Source organism: Endozoicomonas numazuensis, assembly GCF_000722635.1.
GTDB classification, from domain to species: domain Bacteria; phylum Pseudomonadota; class Gammaproteobacteria; order Pseudomonadales; family Endozoicomonadaceae; genus Endozoicomonas_A; species Endozoicomonas_A numazuensis.
In genome coordinates this window covers 214,243-230,081 of sequence record NZ_JOKH01000006.1, presented here as the reverse complement: position 1 = coordinate 230,081, position 15,839 = coordinate 214,243, and the positions used below count along the sequence as shown (strand labels likewise).

The following is a 15,839-nucleotide window of genomic DNA, read 5'->3' as shown; positions in this document are numbered from 1 at the left end:
TCATCCAATGAAAGCTATGAAAAACAGAGTTCTGGAAGAGCTTGCACTCATAGAAAAAGAACATAATGTTCGAGTGCTATACGCCTGTGAATCCGGAAGCCGGGCCTGGGGTTTTGCTTCCCCAGACAGCGATTACGATGTTCGATTCCTGTATGTCAGGCCCGCAGACTGGTATCTGACGATCAATGTCGAACATAAGCGAGATGTGATCGAGAAGCCGATCACCGATGAGTTGGATGTCAGTGGTTGGGACCTTCGCAAGGCGCTCAAACTGATGAAAAAGTCCAATCCATCGCTGGTGGAGTGGCTGAATTCTGATTATGTCTACAAAGAGGTCAGTAGTTTCAGAAGCTCAATGACCAGGGTACTGGATAAATACTATTCGCCCAGAGCCGGCTTTTATCACTATCTCCATATGGCTAATGGTAATTTTCGGGATTACCTGAAAGGTGACAGGGTTCGACTAAAGAAATACTTCTATGTATTGAGGCCAGTGTTGTGTATGAAATGGATAGAAACATACTACACCATACCGCCACTGGATTTTGAAACCCTGGCCAGGGGCTTGTTGTCGGAAGGTGGATTGATGGCTTCTATAGAAGCGCTGCTCAAGAAGAAGAGAGCTTCTCTGGAGGCAGACTATTCCACCCCGATAGCCCCGATTAATGAATTTCTTGTCAAAGAGCTGGAGCGACTGGGAAGCAGTGAAAAATCCTTGATGATACCCGCTCATAAAGAACAGGAAGACCGTTTAAATCCCCTGTTTAAAGCCTGGGTTCATGACCGGCCTGAAACAGGGGAGGCAGCAAAAGGAAAGCAATTATGCCTGTAGTCACGCTGCTGGCCGCGAAGGATCAGCAAAAACCGGTTAAGATCTGGACCGATGAGGTACAGCATGAAGCCCTGGCGCAGATGCGTCGGGTGGCCAGCCTGCCGTTTATATACAAACATGTTGCCGGCATGCCGGATATCCACCTGGGCCGGGGTGCAACTGTGGGTTCGGTCATCGCTACAACCGATGCCATTATTCCCGCTGCTGTGGGTGTGGATATTGGTTGCGGGATGAATGCCGTCAGGCTTTCACTGAAAGCGCATGACCTGCCGGATAACTTGTATCAGATCCGGAATGACATTGAGAGAACCATCCCGCTGGGAGCGGGTGGGGCCCATAAAAATGAGCAGCTGGCCGGTGGTTCAGCACTGGCCATGAGGCTCAGTCATATTCTGGAAAAGCATTCGGGTATCTCCCGACACGGTAATGCTCGAAAGTTTGCCAGTCAGCTGGGAACCCTGGGTTCAGGAAACCACTTTATCGAGCTCTGTCTTGATGAAAACGACGATGTCTGGGTGATGTTGCATTCCGGCAGTCGTGGCATCGGCAATATGATTGGTCAGTACTTTATTCGTCTGGCAAGAAGGGAAATGGAGCGACACCAGATCCATCTTCCGGATAAAGAGCTGGGTTATCTGAAAGAGGGTAGCGAATACTTTGATGATTATGTGGAAGCGGTCGCCTGGGCTCAGGATTATGCCATGCAGAATCGTGAGCACATGATGAATGCCGTACTGCGATCATTGAAGCATCGTCTCAAGAAGTTTTCGGTGACTCGTGAGGCCATCAACTGTCACCATAACTTTGTGGAGCGTGAAATCCACGACGGTGACCGAGTCTGGGTGACCCGAAAAGGCGCTATCCGTGCCAGGGAAGGGGATCTGGGTATTATTCCTGGTTCCATGGGCGCTCGCTCCTACATCATTCGTGGCAAGGGGAATGCCGAATCATTCTGTAGCTGTGCCCATGGTGCAGGACGAACCATGTCCAGAACCGCTGCCAGAAACTCGTTTACCCAGAAGGACCTGCGTGAGCAGACAGAAGGCATCGAATGTCGTAAAGATAAAGGCGTTATCGATGAAATACCGGCTGCTTACAAAAACATCGATCGGGTAATGGATCTCCAGACCGATCTGCTGGAAGTAGTTCATACCCTGAGACAGGTGGTCAATGTTAAAGGGTAATGAGAGGGGAGCCTTTGGATTCCTTATGCTACAGCCTTGCCCGTTGTCACCGTGGCGACTGGCATTGGTTTGATCGCACTGATTTATCTATCGAAGTCATTATCAAAATGCCTCGAATACGGGTAGTAAAGGGCTGCTCAGTTATAGGTTTCACCTGAAGCTTTTTATCCGTTTACAGGCTGATTCGTCCCCGAAGTGTTCCGGTATCTTGCCCGAAACGTTATGCCCGGCTGCATTTCCTGTCCGGTGCTGTTTATAATCAGCAATAGATTCAAGACCCTCTCAGCGGCTTTTGCCAGTGGACATATATGGGAAAGACATTCAAGGTATCATCGAAGTTTCAACCTTCAGGGGATCAGCCCGAAGCCATAGAGAAGCTGCTGATGGGCATTAATTCGGGGCTGGCTTGCCAAACCCTGCTGGGGGTGACCGGTTCGGGGAAAACCTTCACCATTGCTAACGTGATCGAAAAGCTGCAAAGACCCACGATTGTTATGGCTCATAACAAGACCCTGGCGGCGCAATTATATGGCGAATTCAAAGAGTTCTTTCCTGACAATGCGGTGGAGTACTTTGTCTCCTATTACGACTACTATCAGCCAGAAGCCTATGTTCCCAGCTCAGATACCTTTATAGAGAAAGATGCTTCGGTCAATGAGCACATTGAGCAGATGAGGCTTTCTGCCACCAAGGCGTTAATGGAAAGGGAAGATGCCATTATCGTAGCAACGGTTTCAGCGATTTACGGTCTGGGTGATCCCAAGTCTTATCTGAAAATGATGCTGCACATCTCCCGGGGTGAAATGATCGATCAGCGAGAAGTTTTGCGTCGACTGGCTGAGTTGCAATACACCCGCAATGACACGGAATTGAAAAGGGCGACCTACCGGGTGCGTGGTGATGTTATTGATATTTTTCCGGCGGAATCTGAAAAAGAAGCCATCAGGCTGGAGCTGTTTGATGAGGAAGTCGAAGAGATCAGTGAATTTGCCCCGTTGACGGGTGAAGTGCTGAGAAAAATGCCCAGAGTCACGATTTACCCCAAAACACACTATGTAACCCCTCGCCAGACCATCATCGAAGCTACAGATGCCATCAAGGAAGAGCTGTCAGAGCGTCTGGAGGTACTCAGGAACAACAACAAACTGGTGGAAGCTCAAAGGTTAGAGCAAAGAGTAAGGTACGATGTGGAAATGATGCTGGAGCTGGGCTATTGCAACGGCATAGAAAACTATTCCCGCTATTTGTCGGGCGCAACACCCGGCGAAGCGCCTCCTACGTTGTTTGATTATATTCCTGATAATGCACTGTGTGTCATCGACGAATCTCACGTCACCGTGCCTCAGGTGGGAGGCATGTATAAAGGAGACCGGTCACGCAAAGAAACGCTGGTTGAGTATGGTTTCAGGCTGCCTTCTGCCCTTGATAACCGGCCTATGAAGTTTGAAGAGTGGGAAGGACGACGACCACAAACTATTTTTGTCTCCGCAACCCCCGGCCCTTATGAAGCCGAGCACCAGGGGCAGATTGTTGATCAGGTGGTAAGGCCTACTGGACTTATCGATCCGCAGATTGAAATTCGTCCTGCCACGACACAGGTTGATGATCTGTTTACCGAACTCAATAAAACGGTCGCTAAAGGCGACAGGGTTCTGGTCACAACCCTGACCAAACGCATGGCAGAAGATCTGACCGATTATCTTCATGAAAATGGTGTGCGCTGTCGTTACCTGCATTCAGGCATTGATACAGTAGAAAGGGTAGAAATTATCCGGGATTTGAGGATAGGCGCTTTTGATGTGCTGGTAGGGATCAACCTGCTGAGGGAAGGTCTGGATATGCCAGAAGTCTCCCTGGTCGCGATACTGGATGCCGATAAAGAAGGTTTCCTGCGTTCCGAACGCTCGCTGATCCAGACGATTGGCCGGGCAGCCCGTAATGTAAACGGCCGGGCTATTCTGTATGCCGACAAGGTTACCGGTTCGATGCAGAGGGCTATGGATGAAACCGATCGTCGTCGCACGAAGCAACTGGCCTATAACGAAGAGCACGGTATTACTCCCAGGAGTATTCACAAATCTGTGGCAGATATTCTTGAAGGCGCTGTCATTCCGGGTAAGAAGAAAGGGCAGTCTGGCAGGAAAGTGGCTGAGCCAAAAGCAGAGTATCATCGAGAAATGTCCGCACACGAACTGGCTAAAGAGATCAAGAAACTGGAAGATCAGATGATGCAACATGCTCAGAATCTGGAGTTTGAAGAAGCGGCAGCCGTCCGTGATCAGGTCGCCAGACTCAGGGATCGGGTATTAAAATGAGTTTACCTTTCTCAGAAGCCTGTGAAAAAAACAAACAGCCCATTCTGGAAGTGATTCGACCTCTCTTTGAAAAAGCTGTCAGTGTCGTGGAGATTGGCAGCGGCACTGGTCAGCACGCTGAATTCTTTGCTTCTTCTATGCCAGCTATTCATTGGCAGCCCACTGACAGGGCTGAGCATTTAGCAGTGATTGAAGCAAGACGGCAGGCCAGTGGCTTGAGTAACTATTTTCCACCACTGGAGCTGGATGTTAATTCAGATTGGCCCATCCAGCAGGCAGACAATATTTTTACGGCAAATACTCTGCACATTATGAGTTGGAAGGAAGTTGAGAAGCTTTTTGCAGGGATTGGCAGAGTGTTACTGGACGGTGGTCTGGTTTGTCTCTACGGGCCTTTTAACTATCAGGGGCAGTATTCCAGTGAAAGTAATGCCCGATTTGATGAATGGCTGAAACAGCAAGACCCCAACAGTGCTATTCGTGATTTCGAAGCAATAGAAAGGTTGGCAGGCAGGGTTGGATTGTCGCTCCTTCAGGATATTGCTATGCCCGCCAACAATCGCTGTCTGGTGTTTAAGAAACCCGTACGATGATGCTTGTTCAGAATGTAAGTACAAACGATAGTACTGGTCTTTTCTTCTAAACGTTTGATTTTCTTTTAGATTAATCAGGAATCGGGGCTTGCATTTTTCAGCTGCGTTGATAATATACGCAGCAACTTCAGGCGGTTAGCTCAGCTGGTTAGAGCGTTACGTTGACATCGTAAAGGTCGCTGGTTCGACTCCAGTACCGCCTACCAAATAAGTGATTGAAATCACTGAAGAAAAGCCCGCTTTTATAGTGGGCTTTTTTATGCTCGTCGTAAAATTATCGTAAAAAACTCGAAAAATAACGATCAAATTTCTAAGCCTTTCAAACTCAGCCCAGCCTCTACAGACTCGTATCGGATCTCGTGCCCTTCCTGGTACTCTGTCGTTATTTTTCCAGTGGAGTGCCCCATCAGCATCTGAACATATTCGTGATTAAAGCCTGCTCTGAATTCATAAATTCAAGCCCTTAAGGGGCGTGAAAAGCGCAAACCCTTTTTCGTGCAGGGCTGGATCACCTTCAGCGCATCCTGAAACAGGGTTTAACGAGTTTCTCAAAATACTGTCGCTCCTCTTTGAACCAAGATGGAACAGGAGCTCATGGAAAACTGTCGTGTACAGAGTAAATACGTATAATAAACAACTCCATGCTACATAGAGTTGAAAGAAATATGTCTTTCTACCGTTATTGGGGCAAAGCCAGTAAAGATCAGGATGATAAAAACAGTTATCACTTGCTGGTTTATCATTGTCTTGATGTAGCTGCGGTTGGACGGTGTCTGTTAGACCCACAAAAAACACTGTGCAAATCTTTGGCTGAACAGTTAAAAGTAGAGCCTGAATGGTTGCAGCAATGGTTCACTTTTTGTCTGATGTTGCACGATCTGGGTAAATTTGCCCGGAGCTTTCAAAATAAGGTGACCGGGTTATCCGATGATCTGGTACCCTTTGCTGTAATTGATAATGAACAGATTCGACATGATTCTTTAGGCTATGGCCTCTGGCAAAAAGAGCTGCGAAAAAAACTAACCGATATTATCCCTGTTGGTAAAACACAGCGTAATATTGACGGCTGGCTGGAAATTGTCTGTGGTCATCATGGGAAACCAGTACAGCCACTAGTAAGGGCTGTAACAACATCTCTGGTTCCTGACGAAGACATTCCAGCAGCCGAAGCTTTTTTCAGAGCCGCTGCTGAGTATTGGTTACCTGATCTTTCTCCGCTGGAGACAATTTGCCGAAAACGTTTCAGAAAAACGTCATGGCAACTGGCCGGAGTCGCAGTCCTGGCGGACTGGTTGGGTTCTGATCAAACAGTATTTAAATACCAATGCACCCGGCAATCTTTACAGGAATATTGGAGTAAGGTGGCACTGCCCCGTGCAAAAGAAGTTCTGACAAAAGCTGAATTTCAACCTAAAGCCATTAATCCTTTTTCTTCGATTAAACAGCAGTTCGATTTTATTGAGCAGCCGACACCTCTTCAGCAGTTTGCACAAACGGTAGATATTCCCCAAAGTCCACAGTTATTTATTCTTGAAGATGTTACTGGCGCGGGGAAAACAGAGGCGGCCATGGTTCTGGTTCATCGTTTAATGAATCAGGGGCTGGCAGAAGGTTTATATGTTGGTTTGCCCACTATGGCGACAGCCAACGGGATGTATAACCGACTCAGTAAGAGTTATCAGTCCCTGTTTCAGGGAGAACCTAAACCCTCTTTGATACTTGCTCATGGTGCCAGCCAGTTATCCGAAAAGTTTCAGGAATCAGTGAAGCTTTCTGGGCAGGAAGATGATCATAATTACGGTTCTGGCGATCAGTCAGCCAGTGCCTATTGCAACCAATGGTTAGCAGATAACCGAAAAAAAGCACTGTTAGCTGATGTCGGCATAGGCACTATTGATCAGGCGTTGCTGGCAGTGCTGCCTGCACGTCACCAGTCGTTAAGGATGCTGGGGCTGAAGGGGAAGGTTTTGCTACTGGATGAAGTGCATGCCTATGACTCATACATGCGGAAGCTCCTTACCGCCCTGTTAAAATTCCATGCTGCCCAGGGGGGCAGTGTCGTCCTGCTGTCGGCTACCTTACCGTTTCAGTTTCGCAAAGAGTTGCTGGATGCTTACCTTGAGGGCAGGGAGCTTCCATTGTCTGGGTTGTCTGAGACGGAAGAATACCCGCTGGTCAGCTATGTCTCTGATCATGGGTTTAATAAACGGGCACTCCCTACCCGTGACAGCGTAAAACGTAAAGTTCAGGTTAAAAGGGTGAATAACCCGGAAGAGGCGGTTGAACAAATTGCTCAAGTAGTGGCGCAGGGGCGTTGTATCTGTTGGATTCGCAATACTGTTAAAGATGCCCGGGCAGCCTATCAGCAACTCTTGAATGACCCGCGCATTGATTCTGAGAACCTGTCTTTATTTCACAGCCGGTTTGCCATGATTGACCGGCAAACTGTTGAAGGCAATGTGTTGGAACGGTTTGGTAAAAAATCTGGAGCAGAACAAAGAGCAGGGCGGGTGCTGATTGCTACTCAGGTAGTAGAACAAAGTCTGGACTTGGATTTTGATCAACTGATTTCCGATCTGGCCCCTATTGATCTGCTGATTCAACGTGCAGGCCGTTTGCAGAGGCATAGCCGTGATTCACATGGGAACCTGCTAAATACAAATGAAATTGACCAGCGCCCGCCGCCTTGTCTGTTCCTGCATTCACCTGATCCGGATTCAGTAAATAGTGAACAATGGCTCAGGTCTGTCTTGCCCGGAACCCAGAGCGTTTATTTCCACACTGGTCAGCTCTGGTTGACGGCGCGTTTACTTCTCAAAAAACAAGGGTTTGCTATGCCCGAAGATGCTCGGCGTTTAATCGAGGGGGTTTATGGCGATGAAGCACAGTCAGATATTCCAGAATGCCTGCAGCAGCAAAGTTTTGAAGCAGAGGGGGAAGATAAATCCAGGAAAAATATAGGTGAATTCAACTGCCTTGAGCTGAAACCGGGCTACACCTCGAAAAGTGGTGGCCCTGCCAATGTCTGGGATGAAGAGATCCATACCCCAACCCGGCTCAATGAAGTAGAAACTCTCGCTGTGGTACTGGTGATGCCGGACGACAGTGGCCAGTTAAAGCCCTGGGCAGAAAACGAAAATCCAAACCACCGCTGGCGGCTTAGCCAGATTCAACTGCCAGTCCATGAGTGGGAAAAGGCCAGATCTCTGATTCCTGAAATCTGGTTACCTGTCATAGAGCAACTCAAACAGGAAATAATTTCTTTAAAGTATGTTCAGATGTTTCCCCTGGTTCCTGAAACAGAACATCTGTATCAGGCACAAAGTGGCTGGGATTTTGGACGAAAACCCTGCTAAGGCAGGGAACAACTTTGTTTACCAAACTGCTAAGCGGTTCATCTCTTAGCATCAGAGAAATAACGTCAGTGAGTTTAGACAGGGATGTCTGCATTAAAGGAAACAAAATGAATAAAATGCCTATCTTTGTACAAGCTTACAGAGGTACTGAGTAATGAACCTTATTTCAGATCAGTGGTTGCCTGTTACCCGGCAAGACGGCAGCCCCTGTAAAATCGCTCCCTGGCAAATTGCCGAAACCGAAAATCCTGTGATTGAGATCAACGCCCCCAGGGTTGACTTTCAGGGCGCTTTGTATCAGTTCTTGATTGGACTTTTGCAAACTACTTTCGCGCCGGAAGATGATGAGGCGTGGTTTGAGTGTTGGGACACTGTTCCGGATGCACAGGTTCTTAAAAAGGCTTTTGAGTCAGTTAGGCAGGCTTTCAATATTGATATAAGCGATGGGCCTGCATTTATGCAGGATTTTGAAGATTTTGAAGGGGACAGTTTACCCATTGAGGATATTATTGGCGGAGAATTGAGCGTTAATACAAGAGACAAAAATACTGACCTTTTTGTAAAAACTGGAGTAACAAGGGTTGTTTCGCCTTATTGGGCTGCAATCGCTTTGTTTGATACACAAACAACAGGTGTTTTAGCATGGGGAAAACACAGGATTGGGTTGCGTCACAATGGCCCTGTAACTACTTTGTTAACTACAGGCTATGAATCCTTATTGTGGCAAAAACTCTGGCTTAACATTATTGATCGAGAAAGTGGTTTTCTAATACGTGGAGACTGGGAAAAAGCTAATGCCGAGTTTATTTTTCCATGGTTAACGAAAACGAGAATAAGTCCTAAAAAAGAGAAAACATCCCCTGCTGATACAAACCCTTTACAGCATTACTGGACTCAACCTAGAAGGATTTGTTTGCAAGTAGAGAAAGTAAACGGATTTTGTGATATTTCAGGAGAGTCTCTTACTACGGGGGTAAAAACTTATAAAAGAATCAAAGATGGTGTTTTCTACGCCGATGGCTGGGTTCATCCACTAAGTCCTTATGTTTTGGAAGAAAAGAAAAATAAATTCCCCAAGGCGTTGGCAGGAGTGGATTTTTCTTACGGATTCTCCGATTGGCCATCAATTGTGTGCGGCATGCATTATCAGGGAAAACAAATCTCACCAGCAGTTGTTGTTCAGCTTGCTCTCTATGAGCGCAATATTGATGACCTTTCATTGTGGTGTTTTGGTTATCGAGCAGAGAGTGCCAAAGTACTGGGCTTCATAAATAAAAAAATACCTGCACTGCGTGTTGCAAATGAGAAAAAGACGGTACTATCTGAGTGGACATTTATGCTCATTGAAGTCACTGAAAAAGCAATTGAAAAACTGTACGTTGCTGTCTCTGAGGCGTGGTGGGGCAATGATAAAGCAGAAAGAGAACGAAATAAGCAAGCTATAGCTGCTTTTAAGAAAACTAAATATCTTGAACTTGCCTTTTGGAAAATGGCTGAAACTGAATTTTATAAAAATTTATCTGATCTTATAGATAGTATTGATAATCACCGTTTCCCTTCAAAAGTAGCACAAAGTTGGCTTCAACTGATTTCAAGCACCTATACAGAGTTGTTTGATCAAACAGTGCTGACCAGTGACTTTGAAGGAAAAAATATGAGGCGGATAGCCAATGCCAGAAATTCACTAGAGAAAAACTTCTATCGCATACCTTGTGTTAAGAAAATGCAAGAATTAGTAGCTAAAGAACCGGAGGTCGCTTAATGAAGACCTATCACATAATAAATGAAAACGACCAAAAGGCACTAAAAACCTGGCATAAGTCGCTGCAAGACAATCGGGGAGAACGAGCCCGGTTGCGGCGTGTATCCAACAGTGATGATGTATTACTCACTTCCGCTTTTGCTGGCTTTTTACAGCAAATGCCGGGTTACTGGGGCGTAGCACCGGATGCGACCGGAATTGGTTTTTCAGATGCAGCCATGGTAGCCGCTGTGCTTGCCCGGGTGAAAGACGCTTCACCAGAACAGAGCTTTGCAACCAGCCTGGCAAAGCCAAAGGAAAAAGGCGGCAAAGTGCCCATGAGTGAATTGAGATTTCAGCAGTTACAAAAAAGCCGTACTGAGCAGGAATTTTTTACCCGCCTCTGTCGCGCAGTTGATCTGCTCGGTGGCAAGGTGAATATTCTCTCTCTGGCCGACAGCATCCTGCACTGGCTCAGGGAGTTCCGGTTTGCACCGGCTTCACGTCCTCAGGATCGGCTGGCTGTAAGGTGGGCCAGTGACTATTACGCTGCATTCAAAGACTGATAGCGAACTAACCTTTTATTTGAAGGAGATATCATTATGAGCCGTTTTCTGCAACTGCATCTGCTCACTTCCTACCCACCCGCAAACCTTAATCGTGATGATCTTGGACGGCCAAAAACCGCCAAAATGGGTGGCACAGATCGTCTCAGGGTTTCTTCCCAGAGCCTGAAGCGATCTTGGAAAACATCAGAGTTATTTGAACGTGCTTTAGGAAACCATATTGGCACTCGAACAAAACGCATGGGTTATGATGCGGCAAAAAAGTTTAGTGAGAATGGAATAAAGGAAAAAGATGCTGTTTTATGGGGTAAAGAGATAGCTTCTGCTTTTGCTGATACCGAAGGTAAAGATAAAACGAATGCATATAAAGAAACTATTTTAAAACAACCTGTCCATTTATCTAGGGATGAATATAACGCAGTTCAAGAGCTGGTTTCTGCCCTGTTAAGTGAAAAAAGGGCTCCTAAAACAGAAGAGCTGAACTTGCTGCGGGAAAATAGTCACTGTGTTGATATTGCAATGTTTGGTCGGATGTTGGCAGTAAAAGGCAAGCAGCATTTTGGTCAAGAAGCGGCTTGTCAGGTCGCCCACGCTATATCTGTTCACCCTGTCACTATCGAAGATGACTACTTTACCGCTGTTGATGATTTGAATGACGGCAGTGAAGATGCCGGTGCTGCTCATATTGGTGAAACAGGTTTTGCCGCTGGGTTGTTCTACTCATACATCTGTATCAACAAAGAACTGTTGGTCGAAAACCTGAATAGCGATATTGAGCTGGCTAATAAGGCCATTGCTGCATTAACCGAAGCGGCAGTTAAAGTGTCCCCACAAGGTAAGCAAAACAGTTTCGGCAGTCGGGCTTACGCGTCCTATGTATTGGCAGAAAAGGGTGACCAGCAACCGCGTTCACTTTCTGTTGCTTTCTTGAAGCCAGTGAATAAGTACGCTGAAGATTATGCGACAGAAGCTGTACAGGCTCTGGAAAAACAGCGTGACAACTTTAACCGTGTTTATGGTGATTGTGCTGATGTCTACAGCTCTCTAAACGCCATCACAGGTGAAGGCAGCCTTCAAGAGCTTCTGGCTTTTGTTGCAGAGTAGGAGCAGAGGATGAACTATCTGCTTTTTCGACTCTATGGCCCTATGGCCAGCTGGGGGGAGATAGCACTGGGCGAAAATCGCCATAGTGCCAGCTACCCTGGCAAATCAGCCATTCTTGGATTACTGGGAGCGGCGCTGGGTATACGCCGTGGCGATGAATCTTCTCAGCAGGCTCTGGCGCAGGATTATTCCATTGCCGTTAAACAGGTTTCTGCTGGTGGTTTTCTCATGGATTATCACACAGCGCAGGCTCCTAAAAATGAAGCGAAAGGCTTTCATTTTCGGACACGGCGGGATGAAATTGTTTTAGGGAAAAAGCCCTTAGGGACAGTCCTCTCCAGCCGGGAATATCGCACCGATGCGCTGGCAATAGTGGCTATCAGAGCCAGTGAGCAAGCTTACTGGTCTCTCCAGCAACTACAGCAGGCGTTGTTGAAACCAATGTTTCACCTATACCTTGGCCGCAAAGCCTGCCCTCTGGCAGCACCATTACAACCTGAACTGATGGAGGCGGAGGGTTTCCTTAAGGCACTGACGGATTACCAACCTAAAGAGTTACTTAGCAGAGAGTACGACTGGGCGACCGATGAGCGTTTTCTGAAGAAAGACAACGCCTGTCACTATTACTGGCAGGGGAAGTTAACAGATTTTGCCCAGCCCGATGAAGTGCCAGCCAGCCAGGTGCATCAACTAGTACGCCATGACCAGCCATTATCTCGTCGACGCTGGCAGTTTCAGCCCCGGAAAGAAAACCTATGGCTTCAGCAACTAACGGTAAGAGAGGATAGTTGATGTATTTATCCCGAATACAACTCACACCCGCATTGCTGGAGCAAACCCAGTTGGGCAGGCTGCTTCGCCGAGACAGCTATGGCATGCATCAGCTGTTATGGGATTTATTCCCGGATGGGCAATATCTGTTCCGGGAAGAAAATAGTCGTGAACAGCAGAACACTGTCCAAAGCTGGCCGCTGTTTTATGCGTTGTCTCATAAACCGCCCAGTGAAAATTCACCTCTCTTTAGGGTTGACTCCAAACCTTTTCAGCCAAAGCTGCATAATGGTGATCGGCTGTCGTTTCATCTGCGAGCTAATCCAACTGTAGCCAAGCGTCAGGAGGGTAAAAAAAACTCAGCTCGTCATGATGTAGTGATGGATGCTAAATATCAGCATCTCCTGCAGCACTGTTTTGAAAACGGGGTGGTGACCGAAGGTGATGTGTATCTTGAGCAACATCTTGGTCAACAAAAGCAGCGAAGAACGCTTCGAAATAATCTGGACCGCAAACAGTTACAACAGAAACTGCTGTCACTTCCGGCTTTTAAGGAACATGCCCGCCGTGAAGCTTTTATGCAAGAGCAGCAGCAGAAAGCTGATCTGGCGGCAGTTAACTGGCTGGAGAAAAAGGCTGAAGCAGGTGGTTTCGAACTGGAACAGACTCAGGCAACAGGCTATCTCTGGCATTCACTGAGTACTGTCAAACAGAAACGCAACGCGGGTTACAGTAGCATGGACTATCAGGGCGTTCTTCGGGTAACTGATACAAATACTTTTGTATCACAGCTCAATAAAGGCTTTGGTCCGGCAAAACGATTTGGTTGTGGACTGATGCTTATTCGCCCGATGTAGTCTGGCGATTCTCTCAAGAAAGCTTTTGATAGAACAGCGGAATAAATTCCAATAACAGGCCACCCGGAGGGCGAATGTCATTCATACCCCTGAAACCCATCCCGATCAAAGATCGGGTATCCATGGTTTTTGTCAGCAAAGGCCGGATTGATGTCCGCGATGGTGCCTTCGTTGTGGTTGATGAAGTCAAGGGAGACAGAAAGCATATCCCTGTAGGTTCCGTCGTTTGTATCATGCTTGAACCAGGTACTCGGGTATCTCATGCTGCTGTTAAGTTGGCGGCCACAACCGGTACGCTCTTGATCTGGACAGGGGAGTCCGGTGTTCGACTTTACTCTGCCGGACAGCCGGGTGGAGCAAGGTCAGATAAATTGCTTTATCAGGCAAAACTGGCACTGGATGAAGAACTGAGGCTAAAAGTGGTTCGCAAGATGTTTGAATTTCGTTTTGGTGAGCCAGCCCCTTCTCGCCGCTCCGTGGATCAGTTGCGAGGCATTGAAGGTGCCAGGGTCAGAAAAACCTATCAGCTGTTGGCAAAACAATATGGTGTGCAATGGAAGGGACGAAGTTATGACCCAAAAGACTGGGAATCCGGAGACACCATCAACAAATGTTTAAGTGCCGCTACCGCCTGCCTCTACGGCGTTACGGAAGCTGCGGTGTTAGCGGCGGGATATGCGCCTGCGATTGGCTTTATCCATTCCGGTAAACCGAAAGCGTTTGTGTATGACATTGCTGACCTGTTTAAATTCGAGACAGTAGTGCCTGTGGCGTTTCAGATTGCAGCCAAAGGTACCCATAGTCCAGATAGAGATGTACGTATCGCTTGTCGTGACAGTTTTCGTAAAACACGGTTACTGAGAAAAATCATTCCCACCATTGAAGAAATTCTGGCCGCTGGAGAAATCACGCCACCTCCACCTCCAGAAGATGCACAGCCACCGGCCATTCCTGAGCCTGTTTCTATAGGGGACACGGGTCATAGGAGTAGCTGAAATGAGTATGCTGGTTGTTGTGACGGAAAATGTGCCACCAAGATTAAGAGGCAGGCTTGCCGTATGGTTACTGGAAATAAGGGCAGGTGTTTATGTTGGCGATGTTTCCATAAGAATCAGGGAGATGATCTGGGAGCAGATCACTGCACTTGCTGAAGATGGTAACGTGGCTATGGCCTGGGCAACCAACACTGAATCCGGGTTTGATTTTCAGACCTACGGCAAAAACAGAAGAATCCCCATTGAGGAAGATGGTTTAAGGCTGGTTCTTTTTCAGTCCGAAGAATGATCAATTTGCTCTTTAACAATGGAATTTTTTCAGTGAATTTTTTGCTGAATTTGCTGGTGGAATATTTAGGTCTTGCAACGTACTGATTTAATAATGTATTTTTTTAGAGTGTTCCCTGCGCCCGCAGGGATGAACCGGTTTTCGGATAGGTTACACACCTAATGATGCTGTGTTCCCTGCGCCCGCAGGGATGAACCGCCTTAGAGGGTGACAATAACGGCCTGATGTTGGTGTTCCCTGCGCCCGCAGGGATGAACCGAACGCTCTTTTTATGTCAAACAAAACAGGACAGTGTTCCCTGCGCCCGCAGGGATGAACCGGATTCATCATTGAGGGAGCCTTGAGCCAACATGTGTTCCCTGCGCCCGCAGGGATGAACCGGGCAATAGGGCAACGGCCTATCACATAAACCAGTGTTCCCTGCGCCCGCAGGGATGAACCGCCCTACCTTCTGCCGGTCATAAGCTCGCTGCAGTGTTCCCTGCGCCCGCAGGGATGAACCGCATTGAGTTGGTCAATAAACGGCTGGGCAACGGTGTTCCCTGCGCCCGCAGGGATGAACCGGTTATCGTCAGATCGAAGTGAAACAAGTTCAGCGTGTTCCCTGCGCCCGCAGGGATGAACCGGTGTGGCTGGAAGGTGAACGTGATTATCCGATGTGTTCCCTGCGCCCGCAGGGATGAACCGGTACGCTTTTCCCTCAGCTGAATCTTCATCGTGTGTTCCCTGCGCCCGCAGGGATGAACCGCGCCATTGATCGCCGCCAAACGATCCGCTTCAGTGTTCCCTGCGCCCGCAGGGATGAACCGCAAACATTGGAAGTTAGAGAGTTGGGTGAAGTGTGTTCCCTGCGCCCGCAGGGATGAACCGGTAATATCCAGATTGGTGATTACCTCATCACGGTGTTCCCTGCGCCCGCAGGGATGAACCGGTGTCGTATCAGGTGATGATTTTACAGCAGGAGTGTTCCCTGCGCCCGCAGGGATGAACCGGGTCCCAAACCCTTGATATCTGCGTCTGTAATGTGTTCCCTGCGCCCGCAGGGATGAACCGGTTGAACGTGACTTGCGTTCTATCTTCGAGCGGTGTTCCCTGCGCCCGCAGGGATGAACCGCTGATCAGAGGTCAGCAATATCGCATCAGGGTGTGTTCCCTGCGCCCGCAGGGATGAACCGTTTGTGCTTACCGTGAGCTGTTGCTCAGGGCAGTGTTCCCTGCGCCCGCAGGGATGAACCG

General features: G+C 47.8%; 12 protein-coding genes, 1 tRNA gene and 1 CRISPR repeat array. All 13 genes read left to right on the top strand.

Annotation, left to right across the window (positions count from 1 at the left end; all coding sequences use genetic code 11):
- Positions 1-7: 7 nt before the first annotated feature.
- On the top strand, positions 8-832 hold the full coding sequence (locus GZ78_RS21805) for a nucleotidyltransferase domain-containing protein (RefSeq protein WP_051786433.1): 825 nt from the start codon (positions 8-10) through the stop codon (positions 830-832).
- A complete protein-coding gene (locus tag GZ78_RS21800) occupies positions 823-2,016 on the top strand; it encodes an RtcB family protein (RefSeq protein ID WP_034840925.1) in 1,194 nt (397 codons plus the stop codon). Before GZ78_RS21805 ends, GZ78_RS21800 begins: the two co-directional genes overlap by 10 nt.
- 308 nt (positions 2,017-2,324) lie before the next feature.
- Positions 2,325-4,331, top strand: a complete 2,007-nt coding sequence (gene uvrB / locus GZ78_RS21795) for an excinuclease ABC subunit UvrB (RefSeq protein WP_034840922.1) — start codon at positions 2,325-2,327, stop codon at positions 4,329-4,331.
- Positions 4,328-4,924 carry a DUF938 domain-containing protein gene (locus GZ78_RS21790; protein ID WP_034840920.1) on the top strand — a complete coding sequence of 199 codons (597 nt, stop codon included), beginning with the start codon at positions 4,328-4,330 and terminating at the stop codon, positions 4,922-4,924. Before uvrB ends, GZ78_RS21790 begins: the two co-directional genes overlap by 4 nt.
- A gap of 129 nt (positions 4,925-5,053) precedes the next feature.
- Positions 5,054-5,130, top strand: a tRNA-Val gene (locus GZ78_RS21785).
- A 459-nt stretch (positions 5,131-5,589) separates the two neighbouring features.
- The gene (locus tag GZ78_RS21780; protein WP_051786451.1) at positions 5,590-8,280 is read left to right on the top strand and encodes a CRISPR-associated helicase/endonuclease Cas3; all 2,691 of its coding nucleotides are present in this window, start codon (positions 5,590-5,592) and stop codon (positions 8,278-8,280) included.
- 154 nt (positions 8,281-8,434) lie between these two features.
- The gene (gene casA / locus GZ78_RS21775; RefSeq protein ID WP_051786432.1) at positions 8,435-10,042 is read left to right on the top strand and encodes a type I-E CRISPR-associated protein Cse1/CasA; all 1,608 of its coding nucleotides are present in this window, start codon (positions 8,435-8,437) and stop codon (positions 10,040-10,042) included.
- Positions 10,042-10,587 carry a type I-E CRISPR-associated protein Cse2/CasB gene (gene casB / locus GZ78_RS21770; RefSeq protein ID WP_034840914.1) on the top strand — a complete coding sequence of 182 codons (546 nt, stop codon included), beginning with the start codon at positions 10,042-10,044 and terminating at the stop codon, positions 10,585-10,587. The genes casA and casB overlap by 1 nt, the downstream gene beginning before the upstream one ends.
- A gap of 36 nt (positions 10,588-10,623) precedes the next feature.
- The gene (gene cas7e, locus GZ78_RS21765) at positions 10,624-11,691 is read left to right on the top strand and encodes a type I-E CRISPR-associated protein Cas7/Cse4/CasC (protein ID WP_034840911.1); all 1,068 of its coding nucleotides are present in this window, start codon (positions 10,624-10,626) and stop codon (positions 11,689-11,691) included.
- Positions 11,692-11,700: 9 nt separating this feature from the next.
- A complete protein-coding gene (cas5e, locus tag GZ78_RS21760) occupies positions 11,701-12,483 on the top strand; it encodes a type I-E CRISPR-associated protein Cas5/CasD (RefSeq protein WP_034840908.1) in 783 nt (260 codons plus the stop codon).
- The gene (gene cas6e, locus GZ78_RS21755) at positions 12,483-13,319 is read left to right on the top strand and encodes a type I-E CRISPR-associated protein Cas6/Cse3/CasE (protein ID WP_034840905.1); all 837 of its coding nucleotides are present in this window, start codon (positions 12,483-12,485) and stop codon (positions 13,317-13,319) included. Before cas5e ends, cas6e begins: the two co-directional genes overlap by 1 nt.
- Before the next feature lie 74 nt (positions 13,320-13,393).
- On the top strand, positions 13,394-14,314 hold the full coding sequence (cas1e, locus tag GZ78_RS21750) for a type I-E CRISPR-associated endonuclease Cas1e (RefSeq protein ID WP_034840902.1): 921 nt from the start codon (positions 13,394-13,396) through the stop codon (positions 14,312-14,314).
- 1 nt (position 14,315) lies between these two features.
- Positions 14,316-14,603: a type I-E CRISPR-associated endoribonuclease Cas2e gene (gene cas2e / locus GZ78_RS21745; protein WP_034840900.1), complete on the top strand. Its 288-nt coding sequence runs from the start codon at positions 14,316-14,318 to the stop codon at positions 14,601-14,603.
- A gap of 108 nt (positions 14,604-14,711) precedes the next feature.
- A CRISPR array of direct repeats spans positions 14,712-15,839; the repeat unit is 29 nt; unit sequence GTGTTCCCTGCGCCCGCAGGGATGAACCG.